We start from the raw sequence: 24,874 nt of genomic DNA, 5'->3' as shown, positions 1-24,874 counted from the left end.
AAACTCTGGTGAATAGTGTTCTCTCGATTTCATTCAATACCCCCGATTGTCTCATCGTAACAATCGGGACTGTCTGTGAAAATCAGGATACCTCACTAAACGTGATGCTGTGAATTAAGGAAAATAATATAGTAGTCTTCCCCCTAAAACCTCAGTTGGTGTGAAAGCCCTGACCGGTGGGCGGCAGCGCCTCTTCATACTCCATCCGGGTCACCCTAGCGGTGCGCGGGCCATGCTCCAGCCAACCCAGCATCATCTGCACCCCCTGCGCGGGGCCGCTAATGAGGATCTCCACCGAGCCATCCTCCAGGTTGTAGGCATGGCCCCGCAAACCCAGTTGCAGCGCCCGCTCACGGGTGAAATAGCGAAATCCCACCCCCTGCACCTGCCCCCACACCCGAATGACAAACGATTGCTCTCCCATTTCTCACACCTTCCGCTTAAGAAAAAATTTCCCGAGACGATAATGTGCCCGACACTCTATCTCTGCAGGATGCAGCTCCATTATGAAAGAAGTTAAATTCCGGTGGGTTGACCGCTATCTCATTCACCTCACCATCAGTGAAAAATTCCATATCGCGTTCTGGTTACCTCTCTTCATCATCGCCTTTCTCAGCTGGTATATGCTGGCGGCCAGCCATCAGCAGGAGATCTCCCTGCGGGTAGCGCAGTTGCAGCAACGGGTCGAGACCACGGCGCAGCTGGTCAGCCAGCAGCCCACTTTGGTGTTGCCTGCTGATCTGCGTCTGACCCGGCAAGGCAGCAGCGGGTTGCAGCAGCAAGGAGATCACTACCTCTTTAGCGCGCCAGCGGGTCAGGCGGGCTACGTCACCGGTGATCTCGATACCGGCAACCTCTCAATGTGGGAGGGTCAGGGCTCGACCCTGCTCCTGATCGGCGCGCTGGCCGCCCTGATGGCGCTGGTGATCCACTACATGATGACCTTTGTCTCCGGAGCGCTTTACTCCACCAACAAGGCGTTGCAAACCGTGGCGGACGGGGATCTCACCTTCCGCCTCAACTTCTTTCCGGTGCGCGACGAGTTCTCCACCCTGGCGGGCAGCATCGACCGCTTTACCGACCGCCAGCACCAGATCGTCAAACTGGTGGAAGAGTCTGCCGAAGCGCTGACCATGGCCGCCGACGAGTTTCGTGACCATGCCCGCGAAGGCGAGACCATGGCGCGTTCCCAGCGCCAGCACATGGATTCACTGGCCACCGCCATGGAGCAGATGTCGGCGGCAATCCGCGAAGTGGCGCGCAATGCCAACGACACCCTGCAGCAGACCCGCCAATCGAGCGAAGAGGCGGCCAATGGCGCCAACCGGGTGGCCCGCACCATCGAAGCGATCCGCACCTTGGCCGACGAGATTGGCAACGCCTCCGGCGCGGTCGAGCGGCTCACCCACAACGCCAACCGGATCAACGAGGTGGTCAACGTCATCAACGCCATCTCCCAGCAGACCAACTTGTTGGCCCTCAACGCCGCCATCGAAGCGGCCCGTGCCGGTGAGCAGGGTCGCGGCTTTGCGGTGGTAGCTGATGAGGTGCGTACCCTCGCCAGCCGTACCCAGCAGGCGACGGTGGAGATCCAGCAGATGATCGAAGAGCTGCAGACCGGTACCGGCGCGCTAAACGAGATCATGGAGAAAACCGTGGGGCGCGCCGCCAGCAGCCAGCAGCTCATCAGCGAAGTGGGGCTCGATATCGAAAAACTGAGCAACCATAGCGATGCGGTGCTGGAGATGAGCACCCAGATAGCCACCTCCAGCGAAGAGCAGAGCTCGGTTGCCGCCGAGATCACCCACAATCTGGATCAGGTACGCCATGAAGCGGCGCAGGTGGAAGAGTCCGCCAGCGCCTCGGTAGCCGGTACGCAGGGGCTTAAAGCCACCGCCAGCGAACTGACCCAGGCACTCAAGGGGATTAAGCTCTGACCGTATGAGGTGTCAGATCAGGGCAACCCCATCCATTACACAGGGTTGTTTGAGTTTTACCTGCGGGCCACATAGAATGTGGCCCCTTTTCTTTCTACCATCGGCAAACATCCATGAGCGCTTCCATCTATCTCGTCAAAGGCCGCGAAAAATCCCTGCTGCGTCGCCACCCCTGGATCTTCTCCAAGGGGATTGAGCGGGTTCAGGGCAACCCCATTGACGGCGATACCGTCGAGATCTATGCCAACGATGGCAAGTGGCTCGCCCGTGGCGCCTGGTCAGGCAGCTCCCAAATCCGTGCCCGAGTCTGGACCTTCGACAAGGATGAGACCGTCGATCTCGACTTCTTTATCCGTCGCCTCAAATATGCTCAAGAGTCTCGCGATCCGCTGATCAAGCGTCAGGGTCTCACCGGCTATCGCCTCTGCGCCGCCGAATCCGACGGCCTGCCGGGTCTGACCATCGACCGTTATGCCGATTTTCTGGTGTGCCAAATCCTCTCTGCCGGTGCCGAGTTCCAGCGTGAGCTGATCACCCAAGCACTGCGTACCCTCTACCCCGAGTGCAGCATCTATGAGCGCTCCGACGTGGCGGTACGCAAGAAGGAAGGGCTGAAAGAGCGCACCGGCGTCATTTATGGCGAGACCCCGAACGAACCGGTGGTCATCGAAGAGAATGGTGGCGTCAAGATCCTGGTAGACATTCGTAACGGCCATAAAACCGGCTTCTATCTGGATCAACGGGATAACCGTCAGGCTGCTGCCAAGTACACCGAAGGCAAGCGTGTGCTCAACTGCTTCTGCTACACCGGCGGTTTTGGCGTTTATGCTCTCAAGGGCGGCGCCAAGGAAGTGGTCAACGTCGATCTCTCCCAGAATGCGCTTGATATCGCCCGCCAGAATGCCGAGCTGAACGGGCTGGATACCAGCAACACCCAGTTTGTCCGTCACGACGTGTTCAAGCTGCTGCGTGAATACCGCGAGAAGGGCGAGAAGTTCGATGTCATCGTGCTGGATCCGCCCAAGTTTGCCGAGAGCAAGGCCCAGCTGCTGGGTGCCTGCCGAGGCTACAAGGACATCAACATGCTGGCATTCCAGCTGCTGGCACCGGGTGGCGTGCTGCTGACCTACTCCTGCTCAGGCCTGATGGAGCAGAGCCTGTTCCAGAAGATCGTTGCCGATGCGGCGCTCGATGCCGGTCGCGATGCCCAGATCCTGGAGCTGCTCTCCCAGGCCTCCGATCACCCCATCGGTACCGCCTATCCGGAAGGCTTCTACCTCAAGGGTCTGGTGGTACGCGCCCGCTGATCGGCAACCACCCTCCCCTTGTGATCAATCAGGCCCCTTGCGGGCCTGATTGTTTTACATCGCGTCCTATAGGCCTAAGCCTGACGCTCGCCCCGTTGACCACCCTCTCTGCTTTATGGGTGTTCTCTCTCCTCCTCTTTCCCTGCCTGCGTCCCACGTCTTTATCTGTTTAAATTTCTTTGCACAATAACTGCACATTTATGATTTAAATCACACCCGTATGACTCTCTTTTCCGTAGTGTGATCCCGCCTGCGGCAGCCAAGCCGGGGCAACCGTCCCATCAGGAGTGATGGACGGTACAACAATAAAAACCGATGTCAGGCCAAGCTGAACATCACAAAGGATCCCGTTATGAATCAATCATTGCCGCTGTTAACGCCGCTGCGGGGCATCGCTGCCCTGATGGTGGTGCTGTTCCATGCCCGCTTGCTGCTCTTTCCCCAGTGGATGGAGCCGATCGCAGGCCACACCCAGCTCATCGAGAATGGCTACCTCTGGGTCGACCTGTTCTTTATTTTGAGCGGCGTGGTGCTGGCCCATGTCTATGGCGAGGCCTTCACCCGCACGCCCCGCACCGTGAGCTATGGCCGTTTTCTCTGGCTGCGGCTGACCCGTGTCTACCCCCTCTATCTGGTGACCCTGCTGCTGCTGGTCGGCTGGGAGCTTTACAAGGCGCAGCACGGGGTGGGCTTCTACGCCGGCCCCTTGTTCAAAATGTGGGAGTGGGAAGGGATGCCCCCCTTCGGCTCCCCCTTCACCCCGGCCGAGGCGCTGCCGAGCGCCTTCCTGCTGCTGCAGGTGATGACCGATCACGGGCTGACCTGGAACTTCGCCGCCTGGTCCCTGAGCGTGGAGTGGATCAGCTACCTGCTGTTCCCGCTGCTGATTCCCCTCGCAGTCACCCGCAGTCGCTGGAGCCATCTCGCCCCCCTGCTGGCGCTGACGGTGCTGGCCTTTATCGTGCACAGTCGCGGCACCCTGGATGTCACCAGCGGCGCCTTAGCGGTGGGGCGCGGGGTGAGTGAATTTGTGCTCGGCCTCTGGCTGCTGCCGAGGGTCAAGGCCGCGCAAGGCGTGCCCATGATGAAGCGAGATCTGCCGCTGCTGGTCGCCTTTGTGCTGCCCTTCGCGCTGATGCAGTTCACCATGACGCCACCACTGACACTGCTGCTGATCGCCTCCTACGTGCTGCTGATCTGGATTGCCGCCTGCCAAAGCAATCGCCAAAGCACGCTGCTGCGCCTCCTGGATAACCGCTTCACCAACTGGCTGGGGGATCTCTCCTACTCTATCTACCTGCTCCATGCGCTGGTGCTGCTCACCGGCTGCGAGCTCATCCACTATCTGGCACCGGGGCTCACCGAGTGGTGGTATGGCCAGACCAACCCGCTGCTGGGGGTTGTGGCAACCTTACTGATGCTGGCGGTGCTGATCGGGCTATCTTCTTTAAGTTACAACCTGCTGGAGCGGCCACTGCAGCGGCGTCTGCGCCGCTGTGGCAAGTCACGGCAACCGGCGCTGAAGCAAGCCGGATAAGTTAATCTCACCCTGTCTGGATGAGTTGACGGGCTTATGCCAACTCATCCAGCACCAGTTCATCCAGACTGCTCATCACCCAGGCGCTCGGGTGCTGGCTAAATCCGAGCTTGGGGTAGTACGCCACTGCCTGCGGTGCGGCCAGCAGGATCAGCTTGCAGCCGGGCTGCAATTGCAAAAACGTCTCGCGAATAAGGGCTTTGCCAATCCCCTGCCCCTGCACCGACTCGGCCACCGCCAGATCCGAGAGGTAGCAGCAAAAATGAAAATCGGTCACCGAGCGGGCCACACCGACCAGGGTCTCGCCCTGCCAGGCGGTGATCAGCAAATTGGCGTTATCCAGCATGCCCTGCAGGGTGGCCGGATGGTCCAGCGGCCGTCTCGCCCCCAGCGAGGTCTGCGCCAACAACGCCGCAAACTGCACCGTGGTGATGGGGTGGTTAACCAAAAATGTGGTGGTCACTAAGCTCTCCTCCTGATGACGCAGTGGTTGCGTGCTGTTGGTCTCTTTGACGTTCTCTTTGCTGCATCTGTACTGCAATCAATCAGCCAGCGCCGGATCCAGACCGATGACAGGCAAGTGCGGGCAATTCCCTGCTGTTTATGTGAATTCCTGTTCGAACCCCAAGGGGCAAATGTGGCATAATGCCCCGTCCTGTGGCCCTTGGCGGGGCTGCGCTGGCGCACCTTGTCGCCCTTTTCTTCCCCGTCCGGCCTGGCGGTCTTTCATAACTGCCAGTCATCGCTGCCCCTGTTGGCACCGAGGCCACCCATATTTGCGGCTTCTTGTCCTTCTCTCTACAAGGCCGCCCATTGACCAAGACGGCTCCACAGAGCCTCTGCTCTGTTTGCAAATAAAAGGGGTAAGTATGTCTTCCATTCGTCTGACCCAATACAGCCACGGCGCTGGCTGCGGCTGCAAAATCTCTCCCAAGGTACTCGACACCATACTCAAGAGCCAGATCCCGGGCTTCAACGACCCGACCCTGATCGTTGGCAACAGCAGCAAGGATGACGCGGCCGTGGTCGATATCGGCAACGGTCAGGGCATTGTCTCCACCACCGACTTCTTCATGCCCATCGTCGATGACCCCTTCACCTTTGGCCGCATCGCCGCCACCAACGCCATCAGCGATATCTATGCCATGGGCGGCAAGCCCATCGTCGCCATCGCCATCCTCGGCTGGCCCATCAATACCCTGCCCGCCGAAGTGGCCCAGCAGGTGATCGACGGCGGCCGTCAGGTGTGCCACGAAGCGGGTATTTCACTGGCCGGTGGCCACAGCATCGATGCCCCCGAGCCCATCTTCGGCCTCGCGGTCACCGGTATCGTGCCCCTGGACGCCATCAAGCAGAACGACACCGCCAAGGTGGGTGACACCCTCTATCTGACCAAGCCCCTTGGTATCGGTATCCTCACCACCGCCCAGAAGAAGGGCAAGCTGAAACCCGAACACGAGCAGCTGGCCCCCAACGCCATGTGCACCCTCAACAAGATTGGCCAGCGTTTTGCCGAGCTGCCGGGTGTCCACGCCATGACCGACGTGACCGGTTTTGGTCTGGCGGGTCATCTGCTGGAGATGTGTGAAGGCTCTGGCGTCAGCGCCCGCCTCGACTTCAAGGCGCTGCCGCTGCTTGATGAGGTGGATTACTACCTCGCCGAGGGCTGCGTCCCGGGCGGTACCCTGCGCAATCACGACTCCTACGGCCACAAGCTCGATGCCATGGACGATCGCACCCGCAACATCATGTGCGATCCGCAAACCAGCGGCGGCCTGCTGGTCGCCGTGGGTAAAGAGAGCGAAGCCGAACTGCTCGCCATCGCGCAAGAAGCTGGGCTAACACTCTCGCCCATCGGTCAGATCAAGCCCCTTGAGGGCTCCCGCTTTATCGAGATTGTCCAATGAGTGAATTGCCACTGGCCACGGACTACGCCCAGATTTTTTTAGGCGATGTACCGTTGATTGATGTGCGCGCCCCCATCGAGTTCAAGGAGGGGGCCTTCCCCTGCTCGACCAGCCTGCCCTTGATGACAGACGATGAGCGCGCCCAGGTGGGGACCTGCTTCAAGAAGCAGGGTCAGGCCGCCGCCATTGAGCTTGGACACAAGCTGGTGGGGGGAGCAGTACGTGCCGAACGACTCGAAGGCTGGCTGGAGCAGTTGCGCCAGCAGCCCGATGCCCTGCTCTACTGCTTTCGCGGCGGCCTGCGCTCGCAAACTGTACAACAGTGGCTGGCTGATGCCGGGGTGACTCGCCCCCGCGTCGCCGGTGGCTACAAGGAGCTGCGCCGTTTCCTGATCGACACCCAGGACAAGGCCTCTGCCGAGTGCCGCTGGACTGTGCTGACCGGCATGACCGGCTCCGGCAAGACCCATATGCTGGACCACGTAGCTCAGGCGCTCGATCTGGAAGGACACGCCCATCACAGGGGCTCGTCGTTTGGTCAGCTGCCCGGCGGCCAGCCCAGCAACATCAATTTTGAAAACAACATGGCCATCGAGCTGCTCAAGCGCCGCCATCAGGGCGAGCATGCCTTCGTGGTCGAGGACGAGAGCCGCCTGATTGGCCGCTGCTGCCTGCCCCTCTCCCTCCATGAGGCCATGAGTCAGGCACCGCTGGTGGTGGTGGATGTACCGCAGATCGATCGCGCCGAGCAGATCCGAGAAGATTACGTGCACGATCTCTGGCTGCGCTATCAAGCCATGTATGGCCAAGAAGAGGGATGGCCGCTGTTTGCCGCCTATCTCACCGATGCGTTGGCCCGCCTCAAGCGCCGTCTTGGCGATCAGGCCCACCGCGAGCTGGATGCCCTGATGCAGACCGCCCTCACCGAGCAGGAAAAGAGCGGTGATACCGGGCTGCATCTGGCCTGGATCACGTTGCTGCTGACCCGCTACTACGACCCCATGTATCTCTATCAGCTTGGCAACAAGCAGGAGCGCATCGTATTCCGCGGTGACAAACAGGCCTGTCTCGACTATTTCGCCGAGCAGCATGCCAGCGCGCTGCGCGGCTGACCCATCCCAAGAGAGGAACTCTATGTTGAAATTCGAGGTGATTCCGGTCACCCAGTTCGCCCAGAACTGCTCCCTCATCTGGTGTGACGAGACCCATCAGGCCGCCCTGATCGATCCGGGCGGCGAAGCGGACAAACTGCTGGCCGCCATCGCCAAACGCGGCCTGACCCTGACCCACATCCTGCTGACCCACGGTCATCTGGATCATGTGGGTGCCGCCGCCGAGCTGCGGGAAAAGACCGGCGTCGCCATTACCGGCCCCCACAAGGAGGACGCCTTCTGGCTCGACATGCTGCCCCAGCAGAGCCAGATGTTCGGCTTCGCCCATACCCCCGCCTTCACGCCGGATCGCTGGCTTGATCAGGGTGACAAGGTGCAGCTTGGCCAGTGCGAGCTGGATGTCTACTTCTGCCCCGGCCACACCCCGGGCCATATCGTGCTGCTGAACCAGGCCGAAAAACTCGCCTGGGTTGGCGATGTGCTGTTTGCCGGCAGCATCGGCCGCACCGACTTCCCCCGTGGGGATCACGGTACGCTGATCAAGTCGATCACCGAGACCCTGCTGCCGCTGGGCGACGAAGTCGTCTTTATCCCGGGCCACGGCCCCAGCTCCACCTTCGGCCGCGAGAAGGCGAGCAACCCCTATCTGATCCAGCCTATCTGGTGATCAAAAAAGGCAGCGGTGTTCCGCTGCCTTTTCTTCTCTGCTCTCTTTTTCATTCTCGACTCCTGCCATCCGGCCAGCCATAGCCCTCTGTGTTCTCCAGTTCAGCATGCCTGTTTGTCTCTTTCGCCCAATAAAAATCCCCACCCGAGGGTGAGGATTTATTTATAGATGCAACCGTCTGGTGGCTTATTGTGCCAGCAGGTGACCGACCAGCTCATGACGCCACCCTTGCAGCAGCATCGGTTTGTCGCTGCGAGCCCGCTCTTCGTCGTTCATCCGCCAGCTCCAGGTGAAGTACTGGTGAATGATCTTCTTGCTGGCAATCAGCTCGGGCGGAATATTGCTCGCCTTGGCCTTCTCTTCCACCATGGCCTTGATGCGCTTGAGCTCGGCCTTGTACTGGGGGAAGTCCACCAGCCGGCGAATGGGCTCGGGCCAGCTGTCAGGATCGCTCTGCTGCGCCTTGGCGACAATATCGAGCATCCGCTTGCCGTGGATCTTGATCTCGATGGGCGATAGGCCGAGCTCGTTGAGATCCCGCAGGGAGGCAGGACGACGCTCCGCCACCTTGAACAGGTGCAGCTCTTTCACCACAAAGTTGAGGGCCAGATCCCGGCGCACCGCCTCTTGCTGGCGCCAGGCGGCCAGCTCGCGCAGAATGGCGAGCTCGCGGCGACCCAGCTGCCAGGCGTTGACGATGTCAAGATAAGCCTGACGGGGATCGCTGCACTGGGTCTTGCGGGCGGAGTGGTTCTGGCACTCCTGCTCGAACCAGGCAAACTTGCCGCTTTCCCGCAGTTTGGCCATCACCTTCTCGTAGAGCGGCATCAGGTAAAAGACATCCGCTGCCGCGTATTCGAGCTGACGCGGTGTAAGCGGGCGGGCCAGCCAATCGGTGCGCGCTTGATCTTTTTCCAGCTCGACCCCAAGGAATTCGTTCACCAGCGCACCAAAGCCGACCGAGACGCCGTAACCGAGAAAGGCGGTAGCCAGCTGGGTGTCGTGCATCTGGTTGGGCAGGTGGCCCGCCTGATGCTGGATAAGCTCCAGATCTTCGCCAGAGGCGTGCAGGATGGCGATCTGCCCTTCCCGGCCCAGTCGCTGCCAGAGGGCGGAGAGATCCAGGGTGAGCGGATCCAGCAGCGCCAGATGCTCGCCGTCATAGATCTGGAACAGGCCAAGCTGGGGGTAGTAGGTACGGGTGCGAACGAATTCAGTATCGATAGCCAGGGGAACGTCGGCCAGAGAAGCGAGATACTGCTCAAGTTCGTCTTGCTGAGTGATAAGTTGATAGTGCATCTGTGCCTGCGCGGTTGATCAGGGCCAAAAAGAAAAAACCGTGGGATGACCCACGGTTTTGCATAACGACGGTGCTGGTTTGCAGAAGATTCTGCAGCTTCAGTCCGGTTATTGCTTGGCAATCTCCTCGTCGCGCAGTACGCGGCGCAGGATCTTGCCCACATTGGTCTTGGGAAGTTCGTCACGAAATTCTACCAGTTTCGGCACCTTATAGGCAGTCAGATGTTTGCGGCAGTGGGCAATAATCTCGTCCTCCTGCAATTTTGCATCTTTCTTGACCACAAAGATCTTCACCAGCTCGCCGGAAACCTTGTGCGGCACACCGACGGCGGCCACTTCCAGCACTTTCGGGTGCAGGGCAACGACATCTTCGATCTCGTTCGGATAGACGTTGAAACCGGAGACCAGGATCATGTCCTTCTTGCGGTCAACGATCTTGAAGAAGCCCTGTTCGTCGCACACCGCGATATCACCGGTACAGAGCCAGCCATCCTGCATCACTTCGGCGGTCGCCTCGGGGCGCTGCCAGTAGCCAACCATCACCTGCGGGCCACGAACCTGCATTTCGCCCGGGGTGCCGAGGGCGTGGATCACCTGACCGTTGTCATCTACCAGACGGATCTCGGTAGAGCAGACCGGCAAACCGATAGAGCCGTTGTAATCAGTGAGGTCGTAGGGACAGACGCTCACCAGCGGCGAGCACTCAGTCAGGCCATAGCCTTCCAGCAGCGGGGTATCGGTCAGCGTCTTCCACTTCTCCGCGACCGCGCGCTGCACCGCCATGCCGCCACCGATGGTCAGCTTGAGCTTGTCAAAGGCGATCCCCTGAAACTCTTCGTTGTTGACCAGCGCATTGAACAGGGTGTTGACCCCGGTAATGCAGGTGAAGGGGTACTTCTTGATCTCTTTGACAAAACCCGGGATGTCGCGCGGGTTGCTGATCAGCAGGTTGTAACCGCCGATACGCATAAAGAGCAGGCAGTTCACAGTCAGGGCAAAGACGTGGTAGAGCGGCAGCGCGGTGACCACGAACTCCTTGCCACGCTCCAGCATGGGGCCATAGACGCCGAGGCATTGCTCGACGTTGGCAATCATGTTGCGATGAGTCAGCATGGCCCCTTTGGAGAGGCCGGTGGTGCCACCGGTGTACTGCAGGAAGGCGAGATCGTCGTTGGTGATCTCCGGCTTGATGTACTGCAGGAAACGCCCCTTGGAGAGGGCCTGACGCATGGTGGTGGCGTGGGGCAGATTGTATTTCGGCACCAGCTTCTTGACGTACTTGACCACGAAGTTGACCAGGGTGCCCTTGGCCAGCCCCAGGTTATCCCCCATCCGGGTCAGGATAACGTGCTTGATCGGGGTGTCATAGACCACTTTTTCCAGGGTATGGGCGAAGTTGGAGACGATGACGATGGCTTTGGCACCGGAGTCCTTGAGCTGATGCTCCAGCTCGCGCGGGGTATAGAGCGGGTTGACGTTGACCACGATCATGCCGGCGCGCAGGATGCCGAACACGGCGATGGGGTATTGCAGCAGGTTAGGCATCATCACCGCAACCCGATCCCCTTTCTCCAGCTTCAGCTCGTTTTGAAGATAGGCAGCAAAGGCGCGGGACTGCTCTTCCAGTCGGCGGTAGGTGATGGTTTGGCCCATGTTGACGAAGGCGGGCTGATCGGCAAACTGGGTCACCGAGGATTCGAACATCTCGACCAGGGAGCTGTATTGGTCTGGATTGATCTCGGCGGGGACCCCTTCCGGATAACGTTTCAGCCAGACTTTTTCCACAAACTTCTCCTGCATAACTAGCACCTGTGCGCTCACTGTGTTGCCTCCGTCCCGGTTCACATCCATTTTAATCGGTTGTTTTAAGCTGATGCTCTAATGCCGCACATATTTACACAGCGCAACATCAATTAACAGCAAATTAACAACAGAAAAATGTGAGGGAGAAAACAAACCTGGAATTATTGAAAGCTGGCGATTCTACCGAACTTGACAAAACTTTACGATACAAACGGCCGTATCAACCGAATTTTCCATATGAAAATGGTGGTTTCCACCCAATATGACCCGCTCGATCTGCTGGAAGGCATCCTGACGGGCCTGCCATTGGGCTTCAAGCGCAGCAAAGCCCTGCTCCCCCTGCATCAACAGCACCGGACAACGGATAGCCGCCATCAGTGCCCGAGCTTGTCCTTCGCTCATTCTCAGGGGCGACAGATCCCGCAAACGGGGATCGCTACGCCAGTGCCAGCGCCCTGCCCGCTCTTCAAGCTGCCGCTCACAGATAATACGCGCCGCCTGCGGCGTGATATCCGCCACTTTGCAACGGGCGGCGACAGCTTCATCGATGGAAGCAAAGCCGTTGGCACTGCGCTCCCGGGTGCGACTGCGGTTTAAAATCGCACGTCGCAGCTGGGCAGGTACCTCCTCATCGGGCTGACTGAGCGGACCCAGCCCCTCCAGCATGATCAACCGCTCCACCTGTTCGGGAAACACCCCGGCATAGGCGGAGGCGATCAACGCCCCGAGGGAGTGACCGAGCAGAGTGAAGCGCGACCAGTCGGCCGCCTGCGCGATCTGGTAGAGATCGTCCAGCCAGTCAACAAAGACATAAGGGGTGGTTTTGTGATCGGAGTGACCATGTCCCGGCAGATCGACACAGATGAGGTGAAAATCCCCCAGATGGGGCGCCAGCGGCAAGAAGCTGGCGCTATTGTCGAGCCAGCCATGCAGGGCAATCAGCAGGGGTTTGCCCTGCTGAGCCTGATCCGCGAGTTGATTCTCAAGCAGGGCCACCTGCCGACCATCCGCCAGCGTAAGCAGCCGCTCGTGCAGAGTGCTTTTGATGCTCTTGATCATGGCAAGCCTTAGCGACGCAGCGGCCGTCTCGGCCAGAAGGGATCATAGAAGGGGTCGTAGAAGTAAGGGTCCATATAGCGTACCTCCACCTCCTTGACTGGCGGCCACAGCTTGCTGCCCGTCACATTGAGCACAGAGAAGCGGTACTTGTGCTCGCCAATCTGGCTATCCACCGGTTTGCCTATGGTGCCAAGCACTGTCAGGCTGCGCCCCTTGGCGTAGAGGGTCGGATCGACAAAACCCTTCATGATGGCCAGAAAACGGCCCGGGCTCTGCTCGGTCTGCTCCGGCACACCGTTGGATTTAAGTGGCAGATAGACCACTTCAATAACACTCTGATCCGCCTTGTTGTGCACCGCCGAGATAACGCCGCTCCAGCGGGCCGGTTTGCCTTCCATTCCGCCAAGGGCGGGTTGATAGGCCACCAGCTGGTTTTCGGGCTCATAGGCCAGCTCCTTGGGAACCGAGCTGCAGGCCCCGAGCAGCAGGGCCAGCGCCCCGACCACCATCCCGCGTTTCATCATGTCGCTTCTGGTATTACGCATCATGTCTCTCTCCTGTTGCCAGCGTGGCCCGTCGGGCCATCCGCTTGTGTTGCAGCTGATGAGCGGCAAGAGCGACATGACGTCAGCGCTCCTGCCCTTATTCGCGACCCGGCAGTTTTTTCCAGGTCACCTTGTCACGCAAATAGACCGGCGTCGCCTTCTCCACAGGCACAGCCTCCCCCGCCAGCCAGGCGGCGCGGGCCAGCGGCAGCATGTCCTCTGCCGCCGGGAAGCGCACCTGACTCTCCGCCAGCTCATCGGCCAGACCACTCAGGGTCTCGCCATAGGTTTCAAAACCGGTGCCGACGCAGGTCACCCGACCCGCCAGCTTGCCACGGACGTCAACCAGTGCCGCGGGCTCGCTCACCACCTCGTCCCCCACCAGCTGCATGCGGCCATCAATCAGCTCATAACGGCCGAAATAGACTTCGTTCATCCGCGCATCGATGGCGGTCAGCACCTGCTCGGCGCCATCCAGTCGATAGGCCCCTTGCGCCATGGCGGCCAGGGTCGAGATGCCAATCAGCGGCACACCCGCACCAAACGCCAGACCTTGCGCCACACTGATGCCGATCCGCACGCCGGTAAAGGAGCCCGGGCCGCGGCCGAACGCGATGGCATCGAGGTCACTCAAACTTATCCCGGCATCCTCTAACACAGCCTGAACCATGGGCAGGATTTTTCGGGTGTGATCCCGTGGCGCCTCCTCCCAGCGGGAGAATAGCTTGTCACCCACCAGCAAGGCGGCGGAGCAGGCTTCGGTGGCGGTATCTACGGCCAGGATCTTCAACTCGTTCATGCTTTCCAATCTCTATAAAATCAGTCAATTACATAACCGGCAAGCGAGATATGCTCACCCGTTGTTCAAATCTGTTAGCTGGCGGCACACTTATTCACCGCGTTCAGTGCGATCGAAAAAACTCCCCAACGTTCCCAACTCCCGGGTGCGAGGGATGGCGGGCAGACTCTTGATAAAGGTGGCGCCGTAAGGCTTGTTGACCATTCGTGGATCACAGATCACCAGCACCCCGTGATCACTGCGATCACGAATAAGCCGCCCCACACCCTGCTTGAGGGCAATCACCGCCTTGGGCAACTGCAGCTCGGCGAAGGGATCCCCCCCCTTGAGCTTGCAATCATCCACCCGCGCCTTGAGCAGCGGATCATCGGGGCTGGCAAACGGCAGCTTGTCGATGATAACACACGACAACGCCGCCCCTCGCACGTCGATCCCCTCCCAGAAACTGCTGGTCGCCACCAGCACGGCACGGCCATTCTCCACAAACTCCTTGAGCAACCGTTGCTTGTTGTCCTCCCCCTGCAACAAGACGGTGCGGCCAATCTCCCGGCGCAGCACCTCAGCCACCTGACGCATCACCTGATGGCTGGTGCAGAGGAAGAAACAGCCCCCCGGCGTCTTGTTGATGAGGGGAATCATCAGATTGGCCAGTTGCTCTCCACGGCCAAAGGCGTTGGGCTCCGGTAGATAACGGGGTACACAGAGCCGCGCCTGCTCGCCATAGTCGAACGGACTGTCGAGGATCAGCTCGGCGCTGCCCGCCAACCCCAGCTCGGCCTTGAAGTGATCAAAGCGCATATCCACCGTCAGGGTGGCAGAAGTAAAGACCCAGGCCACCTCCGGTCTTTGCACCTCGGCACTGAATCGCTCGGCCACCGAAAGCGGCGTCAGATTGAGGGTGAAATGAAGCCGTGAGCAGTCGTACCAGTAGGAGAAACCGGTCTGGTTGACCGCCAGCACTTCACCCAGGCGGGTGCGCAGTTCACTGATCCGTTCGAAGGCGTGATCCAGCTGCTCGCCACGGCCGAGAGCCAGTTTCAGCACCTCGTAGCAGAGCCCGATCGCATCGTTAAGACGAGCCAAAGCCTGCCCCCAGAGCTGCTGGCGCAGCATGTCGCGGGTATTACCACGACCGCCATCCACCCCGAAGGCGAGCCGCAGATCCTGACTGGCGATAGCGAGCCGGTCCGCCGCCTTGCCGAGCTGGGCCATGTCGTGGGCTTCGGCCCGATAGGCAAGCTGGATATCCTGCGCCAAATCCTGAATCGTTCGGCTGCCCACCGACTTGCCGAAGTAGTTGGTGGCGATCTCCGGCAGCTGATGTGCCTCGTCAAAGACATAGACTTGCGCTTCGGGCACCAACTCACCAAATCCGGTGTCTTTCACCGCCATATCGGCGAAGAAGAGGTGGTGGTTGATCACCACCACCTGGGCGTCCATGGCGCGGCGTCGTGCCACCACCAGATGGCAGTCGTCGTAATAGGGGCAGTCGCGACCGAGGCAGTTATCGTTGGTGCTGGTGACGTGGGCGAGGATCTCGGCGTTCTCCTGCAATCCCGGAATATCCCCCACATCGCCGTTATCGGTAGCAGTGGACCAGGATTTGACCTTCACCAGATCGTTGAGAATTTCAGGCTTTTGCAGATGGGATTCGCTCAAGAGCCGGTTCATCCGCTCGATGCAGAGATAGTTGCTGCGCCCCTTGAGCAAGGCCACCGGCGGGGTGTAGGAGAGCGCCCCTGTGATGGTCGGGAGATCCCGATAGAAGAGCTGCTCCTGCAGGTTCTTGGAGCCGGTGCTGATCACCACCCGCTTGCCGGACTCCAGCGCAGGCACCAAATAGGCGTAGGTCTTGCCGGTACCGGTCCCCGCCTCCACCAACAGACGGCCACCACTTTTGATGGCGCGCGCGACCGCTTCGGCCATCTCCAGTTGGGGAGCGCGGGCTTTGAAACCGTCGATATGGCTGGCCAGAGGGCCATCTGGCTTGAACAGGGTCTGGATGGTCAAAAGGGCGTCCCGCAGCAAAAGCGGCCATTATGCCAAAAGCGCGGCAAAAGCGGGACAGATAATCTGCCTAGACGAACAGATCGATCTGATGCTCGGGGTCCGGCTTGTGATCGCCCTCTTCCGCCTTGGGCTGATCACGTTTGGCTGGCGTGTTATATGCCTGCTGGCGCTGCTGGGAGTCACTGTTGTCAGTGCTGGTCTTGCGCAGCTGGTGCTTTTTGCTGATCTGGTTCACTTCCCGCTTGATCTCTTCGCTGCCGGGCGCAGCGGGCGCCCGGGGCAAAATGGGGAACAACAGGTCCTGGCTGGGCATGATGGCGACTCCTGCAGGGGTTATTGTCTAGTTATCGACCAGAAAACCGTTTTCGCCACTTTAATCGATCAAATCACAATTTCGGGTTGCATTTTCTGTCAAGGCAGGTAGTTTAAATCAGGCGTCAATTACGACATCTTATTTTGTAAAGGATTGATTACATGAAGTTCACCACCCTGAAGACTCATCACCACCATCATCATCCCGACTAGTCTTTCAGGAGGTTGACTGCTGGAAGACACTTAACTGGTGACTTCCAAAAGGACCGCAAGATTCATAAACCCTCGGAAGCACCCACTTCCGAGGGTTTTTTCGTTTTTGACTAGAAGGAAATCGAGCAATGGAAACACAACGTCTGCGTATCGCCATGCAAAAGTCCGGTCGTCTGAGCCAGGACTCCCAAGCCCTGTTCAAGAGCTGTGGTCTGAAAATCAACCTGCGCGAGCAGCGCCTTATCGCCCATGTCGAGAACATGCCCATCGATATCCTGCGGGTCCGTGATGACGATATCCCGGGTCTGGTGATGGAAGGGGTGGTCGACCTTGGCATCATCGGCGAGAACGTGCTGGAAGAGGTGCAGCTTATTCGCGCTTCACAGGGACTGCCCTTCGAGGTCAAAACCCTCAAGCAGCTGGACTTTGGCGGCTGCCGCCTCTCGCTGGCGGTGCCGGAAGATGTGAACTACACAGGGCCAGCTAGCCTTGCCGGCAAGCGCATCGCCACCTCCTATCCCGGGCTGCTCAAGCGCTTCTTTGACGAAAAGGGCCTTGGCTTCAAGAGCGTGATGCTGGGCGGCTCGGTGGAAGTGGCACCCCGCGCAGGCCTGGCCGATGCCATCTGCGATCTGGTCTCCACCGGCGCGACCCTGGAAGCCAATGGCCTCAAAGAGGTGGAGGTGATCTACCGCTCCAAGGCGGTACTGGTCCAGGCCCCCAACCCCTTGTCTGATGCCAAACAGAAGCTCATCGACAAACTGCTGCCCCGCATTCAGGGGATGCAGCAGGCCCGCGAGAGCAAATACATCATGCTGCACGCCCCCAAAGACAAGCTCGATGCCATCACCGATCTGCTGCCGGGTGCCGAGCGCCCCACCATCATGCAACTGGCCGGTGACACCAATCAGGTGGCCCTGCACGTCGTCTCCAGCGAGACCCTGTTCTGGGAGACCATGGAGCAGCTCAAGGCCCTCGGCGCCAGCTCCATTCTGGTGCTGCCCATCGAAAAAATGATGGAATAAGGAAGGGACATCATGCAGACCCTGATCTGGAAGACCCTCTCCCCTGCCCAGCAGGCCGACGTGCTGACTCGGCCCGCCCTCAATGACGAGGCGGATATCGGCGCCGTAGTGCGGGATATCATCGCCGCGGTGCGTAGCCGTGGCGATGAGGCCCTGCGCGAGCTGAGCCTGCGCTTCGAGCGTGCCCCCCGTGAGCAGTTGCGCGTCAGCGAAGATGAGATTGAAGCTGCCTGCGCGCGGCTGGATGACGACATCAAAAATGCCATCGAAGCGGCCATTGCCAATATTCGCACCTTCCACGCCGCGCAAGTGCAGCCGGTGGTACGGGTAGAAACCCAGCCCGGGGTGGTGTGCGAGCTGCGCACCCAACCCATCAGTCGAGTCGGCCTCTATGTGCCGGGGGGCAGCGCGCCGCTCCCCTCCACCGTGATGATGTTGGCCATTCCGGCTGCTATCGCCGGTTGCCGTGAAGTGGTGCTCTGCACCCCGTCCCCCGCCAGCGACGAGATCCTGTTTGCCGCCCGCGCCTGCGGCGTCGAGAAGGTGTTCGCCATCGGCGGCGCCCACGCCATCGCGGCAATGGCTTACGGTACCGAGAGCATCCCCAAGGTGGACAAGATCTTCGGCCCGGGCAACGCCTATGTGACCGAAGCCAAGGGCCAGGTTTCGCGCGACTGGCGCGGCGCCGCCATCGACATGCCGGCCGGCCCCTCCGAGGTGCTGGTGATTGCCGACGAGAGCGCCAACCCGGCCTTCGTGGCGGCGGACCTGCTCTCCCAGGCCGAGCACGGCCCCGACAGCCAGGTGGTGCTGGTGACCACCTCACCGCTGCTGGCCGATGCCATCGCAGGGGAAATAAAATGCCAGCTGGCCAAGTTGAGCCGCCGCGATATCGCCGCCCAGGCGCTGGGCTCAAGTCTGGTGATCCTCTGTGACGATCTGGCCGAGGCGTGTGCCATCTCCAACGCCTACGCGCCGGAGCACCTGATCGTGCAGACCCGCGCCCCCCGCGATCTGCTGGACCAGCTTGAGAACGCCGGTTCCATCTTTCTGGGAGCATGGACCCCCGAGTCAGTCGGCGATTACGCCAGCGGCACCAACCACACTCTGCCCACTTATGGCTATGCCCGCACCTGCTCGAGCCTTGGCCTCGCCGATTATCAGCGCCGCTACACGGTGCAGGAGCTGAGCGAGCGCGGCATTCAGGGCCTTGGCCCCATCGTCGAGCGCATTGCTCAGGCCGAAGGGCTCGATGGCCACAAGAACGCCGTGACGCTGAGATTGAACGCCCTGGCCGCCGCGCCCCAACCAACAGCACAGCAGAAGGATTTGTCATGAGCATTGCCAATCTGGCGCGCCGCGTGGTGCGGGCCCTCACCCCCTATCAATCCGCTCGCCGCATCGGCGGCAAGGGCCACGTCTGGCTCAACGCCAATGAGGCGCCGCAGGCCTATCCCTTTACCATCGAGGGGAACCGCCTCAACCGCTACCCCGAGTGCCAACCGGCCGAGGTGGTGAACGGCTATGCCGCCTACGCCGGGGTCAATCCCGATCAGGTGCTGGTGAGCCGCGGCGCCGATGAGGCCATCGAGCTCTTGATCCGCACCTTCTGCGAAGCGGGTGAAGATCAGATCCTCATCTGTCCGCCCACCTACGGCATGTACGCCATCAGCGCCGAGACCTGTGGCGTCGGTATCGTCGAGCAGCCGCTCACCGCCAGCCGCCAGCCTGACTGGCCCGCCATCGCGGACCGTCTGTCTGATGTGAAACTGGTGTTTCTCTGCTCCCCCAACAACCCCACCGGGGATCTGGTGGGGCGTGACGGCCTTATCGCTTTGCTGGAAAAAGCGCGGGATCGCGCCATCTTGGTGGTGGACGAGGCCTATATCGAGTTCTGCCCCGAGGCGTCCGTGGTGGACCTGCTGGCCCGCTTCCCCAATCTGGTGGTGACCCGCACCCTCTCCAAGGCTTTTGCCCTAGCGGGGATCCGCTGCGGCTTTACGCTGGCAAGCCCCGAGGTGATCGCCATGCTGGCCAAGGTGATCGCCCCCTATCCCATCCCTGAGCCCATCGCCCAGATCGCGGCGCAGGCCCTCTCCCCCATGGGGCTGGAGCTGATGCACGAGCGAGTGATGGAGCTCAACAAGCAAAAAGCCGCTTTCAAGGCAGAGCTGACAAAGCTTGCCTGCGTGAAGGAAATATTCGAAGACAAGGGCAACTTCGTGCTGGTGCGCTTTGTGGATGGCGCCGCCGTCTTTGCCGCCATGAAGGCCGCCGGCATCATACTGCGGGACTTCTCGACCAAGCCGGGTCTGGACAACAGCATTCGGGTCACCATCGGCTATCAGGGCGAGATGGATGCCGTGCTGGCGGTATTGCGTGATCTGCCCTCTCCCACTTTGTAAGACAAGGATGTAGCGATGAAGACCCCGTTTTTGTTTATCGACCGCGACGGCACCCTGATTGAAGAGCCGGTGACCGACAAGCAGGTGGATAGCCTCGCCAAGCTGCGCTTCGAGCCCATGGTCATTCCGGTGTTGCGCGAGTTGCAGGCCGCCGGCTATGTGCTGGTGATGGTGACCAATCAGGATGGGCTGGGCACCGCCAGCCTGCCGCTGGAGAACTTCCAGCCCCCTCACGACCTGATGATGCACCTGTTTGAATCGCAAGGGGTGAAGTGGGAACAGGTGCTGATCTGCCCCCACTTCCCCACCGACGGCTGCAGCTGCCGCAAGCCCCACCTCGGGTTGGTGAAGGAGTATCTCGCCTCCGGTCGCATCGACTTTGCCAACTCCTTCGTGATTGGCGATCGCCAGACCGATCTGCAGCTGGCCGAGAACATGGGCATTGGCGGGATCCGCTACCACCCGCAGGATCACAACTGGCCCGCCATCCGTGATCAGCTGTTATCCAAGGGGCGCGTAGCCTCGGTGGAACGCTACACCAAGGAGACCCGTATTAAGGTGGCCCTAGATTTGGACAAGAGCGGCGGCAACCAGATCGCCACCGGCATCGGCTTCTTTGATCACATGCTGGATCAAATTGCCACCCACGCCGGTTTCCAGCTCAAGCTGAACGTCAGCGGCGATCTGCATATCGACGATCACCACACGGTGGAAGACGTCGGACTGGCCCTAGGTCAGGCGCTGCGTCAGGCCCTTGGCAACAAGCGCGGCATCGGCCGTTTCGGCTTCGTGCTGGCGATGGACGAGGTGCAGGCGGTGATCGATGCGCGCCCGCTGACCGAGCAGGAGGTGAGCACCGCGCTGGATCTCAGCGGTCGCCCCTACTTCGTATTCGACTGCCCGAGCGGCTTTGGCCGCGACAAGGTGGGCGAGATGGCCACCGAGATGGTGCCCCACTTCTTCCGCTCGCTGTCGGACGCCATGGCCATCACATTGCAGATGAAGGTGGGCAGCGGCAACACCCACCATCAGGTGGAGGCGCTGTTCAAAGGCTTTGGCCGCGCCCTGCGTCAGGCCATTCGGGTGGAAGGAAGCGAGCTTCCCTCCAGCAAGGGAGTGCTGTGATGGATGTGAGCAAGCAGAAGCTGGTCATTATCAATACTGGCTGCGCCAATCTGGCCTCGGTCAGAATGGCGTTCGAACGCCTCGGTGTGCAGCCGCTGGTCTCCAGCCTGGCAGCCGATATCGAACAGGCGGACAAGCTGATCCTGCCCGGCGTCGGCACCGCGGTGGCCGCCATGAAGAACCTCAACGAGCGCGGGCTGGTACCGCTCATTCGCGCCGCCAAACAGCCGCTGCTGGGCTTTTGCCTCGGCATGCAGATGTTGGCGGAGGCCTCCGAAGAGAGCATGGGCAAAGAGGGTTCGCCAGATACGCTTATCGACTGCCTTGGCATAGTGCCGGGCAAGATCCGGCTGATGGAGGTGGGTAATCTGCGCCTGCCCCATATGGGCTGGAACCAGATTGAGCATGACGAGACCCATCCTCTGCTCAAGGGGATCCCGAGCGGCAGCTACTTCTACTTCGTGCACTCCTATGCGCTGGAGGTGACCGAAGCGACGCTGGCGACCTGCGACTACGGCAAGCCTTTTACCGCGATTGTCGCCCGTGACAACTTCTTTGGCGCCCAATTCCACCCGGAGCGCTCAGGCGCAGCCGGTGCCCGTTTGCTGCAAAATTTTCTGGAGCTTTGAATGATCATTCCCGCAATTGACCTTATCAACGGTCAGGTGGTTCGCCTCTATCAGGGGGACTACGACCAGAAGACCGAATACAGCAGCAGCCCGCAGGCCCGCTTCGATGAATATGTCTCTCAGGGAGCGGTGCAGCTCCATCTGGTAGATCTGGACGGCGCCAAGGATGCCAAGGCGCGCCAGCTGCCCCTGCTGACCCAACTGCTGTCGGCCACTGAAGCGCCAGTGCAGGTCGGCGGCGGCGTGCGCACCGAACAGGATGTAGCGGATCTGCTGGCCGCCGGCGCCAGCCGGGTGGTGATTGGCTCCACCGCCGTCAAATCCCCGGATCTGGTGGCGAGCTGGATGGAGAAATATGGCCCCGAGCAGATCGTGCTGGCGCTGGACGTCAATATCGATGAGCAGGGCAATCGCCATATCGCTGTGGCAGGCTGGCAGGAGAACAGCGGTGTGACCATCGAGGCGCTGATCGAGCGCTTCCTCCCCGCCGGGCTCAAGCATGTGCTCTGCACCGACATCAGCCGTGACGGCACCCTGGCTGGCACCAACGTCGAGCTCTATCGTGATCTCTGCGCCCGCTACCCGAGCGTCGCCTTTCAGGCCTCCGGCGGCATTGGCGGCATCGCGGATATCGAGGCGCTCAAGGGCTCCGGCGTCAAGGGGATCATCCTTGGCCGCGCCCTGCTGGAGGGCAAATTCTCGGTGGGTGACGCCATCGCCTGCTGGCAAGCCCCCGCAGCCGATACCACAGGAGGCAACTGATGCTGGCAAGACGCATTATCCCCTGCCTCGACGTGAAGGATGGCGTGGTGGTCAAAGGGGTGCAGTTTCGCAACCACGAGGTGATGGGCGGCATTGTCGAGCTGGCCCGTCGCTACGCCGAGGAAGGGGCTGACGAGCTGGTGTTCTATGACATCACCGCCTCCAGCGATGCCCGGGTAGTGGACAAGAGCTGGGTGAGCCGGGTAGCGGAGGTGATCGATATCCCCTTCTGCGTCGCCGGTGGCATCAAAAGCGTGGAAGACGCCCGCCAGATCCTCGAATTTGGTGCCGACAAGGTCTCCATCAACTCTCCGGCGCTGGCCGATCCGACGCTTATCAGCCGACTGGCCGAGCGCTTTGGCGTGCAGTGCGTGGTGGTGGGCATTGACTCCTACTTCGATGCCGACACGGGCCATTATCAGGTCAAACAGTTTACCGGTGACGAGAGCCGCACCCGCACCACCGCCTGGCACACTCTCGACTGGGTGCAGGAGGTGCAAAAGCGCGGCGCGGGCGAAATCGTGCTGAACGTGATGAATCAGGACGGCATGCGTCAGGGTTATGATCTCGACCAGCTCAAGCTGGTGCGCAGCGTCTGCAAGGTGCCGCTGATCGCCTCCGGCGGCGCCGGTGCCATGGCGCACTTTCGCGATGCCTTTACCCTCGCCGACGTGGACGGGGCTCTGGCCGCCTCCGTGTTCCACAAGGGCCTTATCCCCATTCCCGAATTGAAACGCTGGCTGAAAACCGAAGGAGTCGCCATCCGTGAATAACTTCTCTGAAAATGCACAAACAACCGCCAGCGCGCGCCCTCTTGCCGAGCAGCTCGACTGGGAAAAATGTAAATGCGCCATGATCCCCCGCCCTGAGTGCCGGTCTGATAATAGAGGAGCCGATACCCGTGCATAATTCCAACTTATTAATTGAACAGCTCGACTGGGAAAAATGCGATGGCATGATCCCCGCCATCGTCCAGCACGCCGCCAGTGGCGAGGTGCTGATGCAGGGCTTTATGACCCGCGAGGCGCTGGAAAAGACCCAGACCACAGGTCAGGTCACCTTCTTTAGCCGCAGCAAACAGCGGCTCTGGACCAAGGGTGAAAGCTCGGGCCATGTGCTCAAACTCGTGGCCATCAGCACCGACTGCGATCAGGACTCTCTGCTGATCGCCGCCAACCCCGTCGGCCCCACCTGCCACAAGGGGACAACCTCCTGCTTCCATGGTCACCCGCTGCCACCGCTCGGTTTTCTGGCAGAGCTGGAGCAGGTACTGGCCGCCCGCAAAGGGGCCGATCCGGCCACCAGCTACACCGCCAGCCTCTACGACAAAGGCACCAAGCGCATAGCTCAGAAGGTAGGTGAGGAAGGTGTTGAAGTGGCGCTGGCCGCCATGGCCAAGGATCGGGAGGAGCTCATCAACGAATCCGCCGATCTGCTCTACCACCTGACCGTGCTGCTGCAAAACGAAGGGCTGGGATTACAGGATGTCGTTCAGCGGCTTTATAAGCGGCACAATAAATAATCTGATAATAAAGCCGGGTTATCCCGGCTTTACTCATTCAAGATGTATAGCTAATTCAACTATATTTTTATAAACCTCTATACGATTCTCAAGTTGAGATAACTCAGGTCGAGCTAATAGTGCCGCCTCAAAGTGACTAAGCTTTTTATTACTTACATCTGAATTTATAGCTCTAGCCAAAATATGATCTTTACCAAGAGTATACGGCTTGTATTGCTTGCTTGTATTTATCATTTCATATGATGAATTTAACAATGACACTAACGACATGTTGTAATTACCATCAGCCCACCTACCATTACTTGGTCTATTAAGTATCTTACTTGGCACTATTTCCAATGTTATTACAACATCATTCCTTTTCCCTAAATAACTGATCCTAATAGTGCTACACCTTCGCTGTGCCATAGCCATTCCCCGGGAAAGGAGACACGGTATCCATGAAGTGTTTCACTCGAGCCAGCAGGTTGGCCATCCTTCTGCATTGATGATTGCGCGTGATGGTTTCATGCAACTTGTGCCACAGCCGTTCTATGTGATTAACCCAAGGACTGTAAACTGGCTGGAATACCAGGCAGAACTTGGGATTCTTCTTCAACCATCGCTCGGTCTGCTTGCTTTTGTGAATGATGTAGTTATCGAGGATCAGCGTGATGGTTTTGGCTCGTCGGTAGTGGTGACGCAGCTTTTCCAGCATGGCGATAAACAGCGATGAGTTTTTCTTTATCCCGCTGACGTAAAGCACTCTTCCGTTGCCTGCATGGAGAACGCCTGCCAGGTAATGTTTGGCGTTCTGTCCCGGTGTGACAACCCGCTTTTGCTGCGCTCTGAACATCCAGTCGGCCCCAAATTTGGGATTGAGGTCTATATCGACTTCATCCTCATAAAACACCGGATTA

The 24,874-nt window shown here is 59.8% G+C and carries 24 protein-coding genes, 1 pseudogene and 1 other annotated feature; of the genes and pseudogenes, 14 read left to right on the top strand and 11 right to left on the bottom strand.

The window, feature by feature from the left end; genetic code table 11:
- Positions 1-151: 151 nt before the first annotated feature.
- Positions 152-424, bottom strand: coding sequence for an acylphosphatase (locus tag AB5Y76_RS16785; RefSeq protein ID WP_005345583.1), 273 nt, complete (start codon positions 422-424; stop codon positions 152-154).
- 82 nt (positions 425-506) lie between these two features.
- On the opposite strand from AB5Y76_RS16785, the gene AB5Y76_RS16780 reads away from it, so the two are divergent.
- The 3 genes from AB5Y76_RS16780 (at position 507) to AB5Y76_RS16770 (ending at position 4,781) form a co-directional block, all read left to right on the top strand.
- Positions 507-1,937, top strand: coding sequence for a methyl-accepting chemotaxis protein (locus AB5Y76_RS16780; protein WP_042080795.1), 1,431 nt, complete (start codon positions 507-509; stop codon positions 1,935-1,937).
- A gap of 113 nt (positions 1,938-2,050) precedes the next feature.
- A complete protein-coding gene (locus AB5Y76_RS16775) occupies positions 2,051-3,244 on the top strand; it encodes a class I SAM-dependent methyltransferase (protein WP_005336736.1) in 1,194 nt (397 codons plus the stop codon).
- Between the two features lie 352 nt (positions 3,245-3,596).
- Positions 3,597-4,781 carry an acyltransferase gene (locus tag AB5Y76_RS16770; protein WP_263719212.1) on the top strand — a complete coding sequence of 395 codons (1,185 nt, stop codon included), beginning with the start codon at positions 3,597-3,599 and terminating at the stop codon, positions 4,779-4,781.
- A gap of 34 nt (positions 4,782-4,815) precedes the next feature.
- Here the strand turns inward: AB5Y76_RS16770 and AB5Y76_RS16765 are convergent, their stop codons facing one another.
- Positions 4,816-5,244, bottom strand: coding sequence for a GNAT family N-acetyltransferase (locus AB5Y76_RS16765; RefSeq protein ID WP_263719213.1), 429 nt, complete (start codon positions 5,242-5,244; stop codon positions 4,816-4,818).
- Positions 5,245-5,650: 406 nt separating this feature from the next.
- Between AB5Y76_RS16765 and selD the strand changes: the two genes are divergently transcribed.
- Genes selD through AB5Y76_RS16750 form a run of 3 tightly spaced genes read left to right on the top strand, consistent with a single transcriptional unit; the run spans position 5,651 to position 8,467 of the window.
- Positions 5,651-6,688, top strand: coding sequence for a selenide, water dikinase SelD (gene selD, locus AB5Y76_RS16760; RefSeq protein WP_263719214.1), 1,038 nt, complete (start codon positions 5,651-5,653; stop codon positions 6,686-6,688).
- Positions 6,685-7,800: a tRNA 2-selenouridine(34) synthase MnmH gene (mnmH, locus tag AB5Y76_RS16755; protein ID WP_263719215.1), complete on the top strand. Its 1,116-nt coding sequence runs from the start codon at positions 6,685-6,687 to the stop codon at positions 7,798-7,800. Before selD ends, mnmH begins: the two co-directional genes overlap by 4 nt.
- A gap of 22 nt (positions 7,801-7,822) precedes the next feature.
- Entirely contained in the window at positions 7,823-8,467 is a 645-nt protein-coding gene (locus AB5Y76_RS16750) for an MBL fold metallo-hydrolase (protein ID WP_263719216.1), read from the top strand.
- 186 nt (positions 8,468-8,653) lie between these two features.
- Here AB5Y76_RS16750 and rnd read toward each other — a convergent pair whose 3' ends face one another.
- The 7 genes from rnd to AB5Y76_RS16715 all read right to left on the bottom strand — a co-directional run bounded on the left by rnd (position 8,654) and on the right by AB5Y76_RS16715 (position 16,295).
- Positions 8,654-9,766, bottom strand: a complete 1,113-nt coding sequence (rnd, locus tag AB5Y76_RS16745; protein ID WP_263719217.1) for a ribonuclease D — start codon at positions 9,764-9,766, stop codon at positions 8,654-8,656.
- Positions 9,767-9,874: 108 nt separating this feature from the next.
- Positions 9,875-11,551: a long-chain-fatty-acid--CoA ligase FadD gene (gene fadD, locus AB5Y76_RS16740; protein WP_085942148.1), complete on the bottom strand. Its 1,677-nt coding sequence runs from the start codon at positions 11,549-11,551 to the stop codon at positions 9,875-9,877.
- A 198-nt stretch (positions 11,552-11,749) separates the two neighbouring features.
- A complete protein-coding gene (locus AB5Y76_RS16735; protein WP_263719218.1) occupies positions 11,750-12,628 on the bottom strand; it encodes an alpha/beta fold hydrolase in 879 nt (292 codons plus the stop codon).
- An 8-nt stretch (positions 12,629-12,636) separates the two neighbouring features.
- Entirely contained in the window at positions 12,637-13,152 is a 516-nt protein-coding gene (locus AB5Y76_RS16730; protein ID WP_041202708.1) for a Slp family lipoprotein, read from the bottom strand.
- Positions 13,153-13,270: 118 nt separating this feature from the next.
- Entirely contained in the window at positions 13,271-13,972 is a 702-nt protein-coding gene (tsaB, locus tag AB5Y76_RS16725) for a tRNA (adenosine(37)-N6)-threonylcarbamoyltransferase complex dimerization subunit type 1 TsaB (RefSeq protein ID WP_236341632.1), read from the bottom strand.
- A 90-nt stretch (positions 13,973-14,062) separates the two neighbouring features.
- Entirely contained in the window at positions 14,063-15,982 is a 1,920-nt protein-coding gene (locus tag AB5Y76_RS16720) for an ATP-dependent DNA helicase (protein WP_263719219.1), read from the bottom strand.
- Between the two features lie 67 nt (positions 15,983-16,049).
- Positions 16,050-16,295 (bottom strand): hypothetical protein, encoded by a 246-nt coding sequence (locus AB5Y76_RS16715; protein WP_047440092.1) that lies wholly within the window; start codon positions 16,293-16,295, stop codon positions 16,050-16,052.
- A gap of 187 nt (positions 16,296-16,482) precedes the next feature.
- Positions 16,483-16,607, top strand: a sequence feature (His leader region).
- Positions 16,608-16,635: 28 nt separating this feature from the next.
- Between AB5Y76_RS16715 and hisG the strand changes: the two genes are divergently transcribed.
- The 8 genes from hisG to hisIE all read left to right on the top strand — a co-directional run bounded on the left by hisG (position 16,636) and on the right by hisIE (position 23,975).
- Complete coding sequence (gene hisG, locus AB5Y76_RS16710) at positions 16,636-17,532, top strand: ATP phosphoribosyltransferase (protein WP_005345626.1); 897 nt, start codon at positions 16,636-16,638, stop codon at positions 17,530-17,532.
- 12 nt (positions 17,533-17,544) lie between these two features.
- The gene (gene hisD / locus AB5Y76_RS16705) at positions 17,545-18,870 is read left to right on the top strand and encodes a histidinol dehydrogenase (RefSeq protein WP_263719220.1); all 1,326 of its coding nucleotides are present in this window, start codon (positions 17,545-17,547) and stop codon (positions 18,868-18,870) included.
- Positions 18,867-19,937: a histidinol-phosphate transaminase gene (hisC, locus tag AB5Y76_RS16700; RefSeq protein WP_263719221.1), complete on the top strand. Its 1,071-nt coding sequence runs from the start codon at positions 18,867-18,869 to the stop codon at positions 19,935-19,937. Before hisD ends, hisC begins: the two co-directional genes overlap by 4 nt.
- Positions 19,938-19,952: 15 nt before the next feature.
- Positions 19,953-21,062, top strand: coding sequence for a bifunctional histidinol-phosphatase/imidazoleglycerol-phosphate dehydratase HisB (hisB, locus tag AB5Y76_RS16695; RefSeq protein WP_263719222.1), 1,110 nt, complete (start codon positions 19,953-19,955; stop codon positions 21,060-21,062).
- Complete coding sequence (hisH, locus tag AB5Y76_RS16690; protein ID WP_263719223.1) at positions 21,062-21,691, top strand: imidazole glycerol phosphate synthase subunit HisH; 630 nt, start codon at positions 21,062-21,064, stop codon at positions 21,689-21,691. The genes hisB and hisH overlap by 1 nt, the downstream gene beginning before the upstream one ends.
- The gene (gene hisA / locus AB5Y76_RS16685) at positions 21,692-22,453 is read left to right on the top strand and encodes a 1-(5-phosphoribosyl)-5-[(5-phosphoribosylamino)methylideneamino]imidazole-4-carboxamide isomerase (RefSeq protein ID WP_058056833.1); all 762 of its coding nucleotides are present in this window, start codon (positions 21,692-21,694) and stop codon (positions 22,451-22,453) included.
- Complete coding sequence (gene hisF / locus AB5Y76_RS16680; RefSeq protein WP_005345639.1) at positions 22,453-23,226, top strand: imidazole glycerol phosphate synthase subunit HisF; 774 nt, start codon at positions 22,453-22,455, stop codon at positions 23,224-23,226. Before hisA ends, hisF begins: the two co-directional genes overlap by 1 nt.
- Positions 23,227-23,354: 128 nt before the next feature.
- The gene (hisIE, locus tag AB5Y76_RS16675; RefSeq protein WP_263719224.1) at positions 23,355-23,975 is read left to right on the top strand and encodes a bifunctional phosphoribosyl-AMP cyclohydrolase/phosphoribosyl-ATP diphosphatase HisIE; all 621 of its coding nucleotides are present in this window, start codon (positions 23,355-23,357) and stop codon (positions 23,973-23,975) included.
- A 33-nt stretch (positions 23,976-24,008) separates the two neighbouring features.
- On the opposite strand, the gene AB5Y76_RS16670 is transcribed toward hisIE, so the two are convergent.
- Positions 24,009-24,245, bottom strand: coding sequence for a hypothetical protein (locus AB5Y76_RS16670; protein WP_368177764.1), 237 nt, complete (start codon positions 24,243-24,245; stop codon positions 24,009-24,011).
- 118 nt (positions 24,246-24,363) lie between these two features.
- A pseudogene (locus AB5Y76_RS16665) lies at positions 24,364-24,874 on the bottom strand (IS630-like element ISAhy2 family transposase); the annotation flags it as partial.

Origin of the sequence: Aeromonas sp. R1-2 (assembly GCF_040908505.1) — a bacterium.
Classification (GTDB): Bacteria; Pseudomonadota; Gammaproteobacteria; order Enterobacterales; family Aeromonadaceae; genus Aeromonas; species Aeromonas veronii.
The sequence above is the reverse complement of the archived record's forward strand: the minus strand, read 5'-3'. Positions and strand labels throughout refer to the sequence as shown.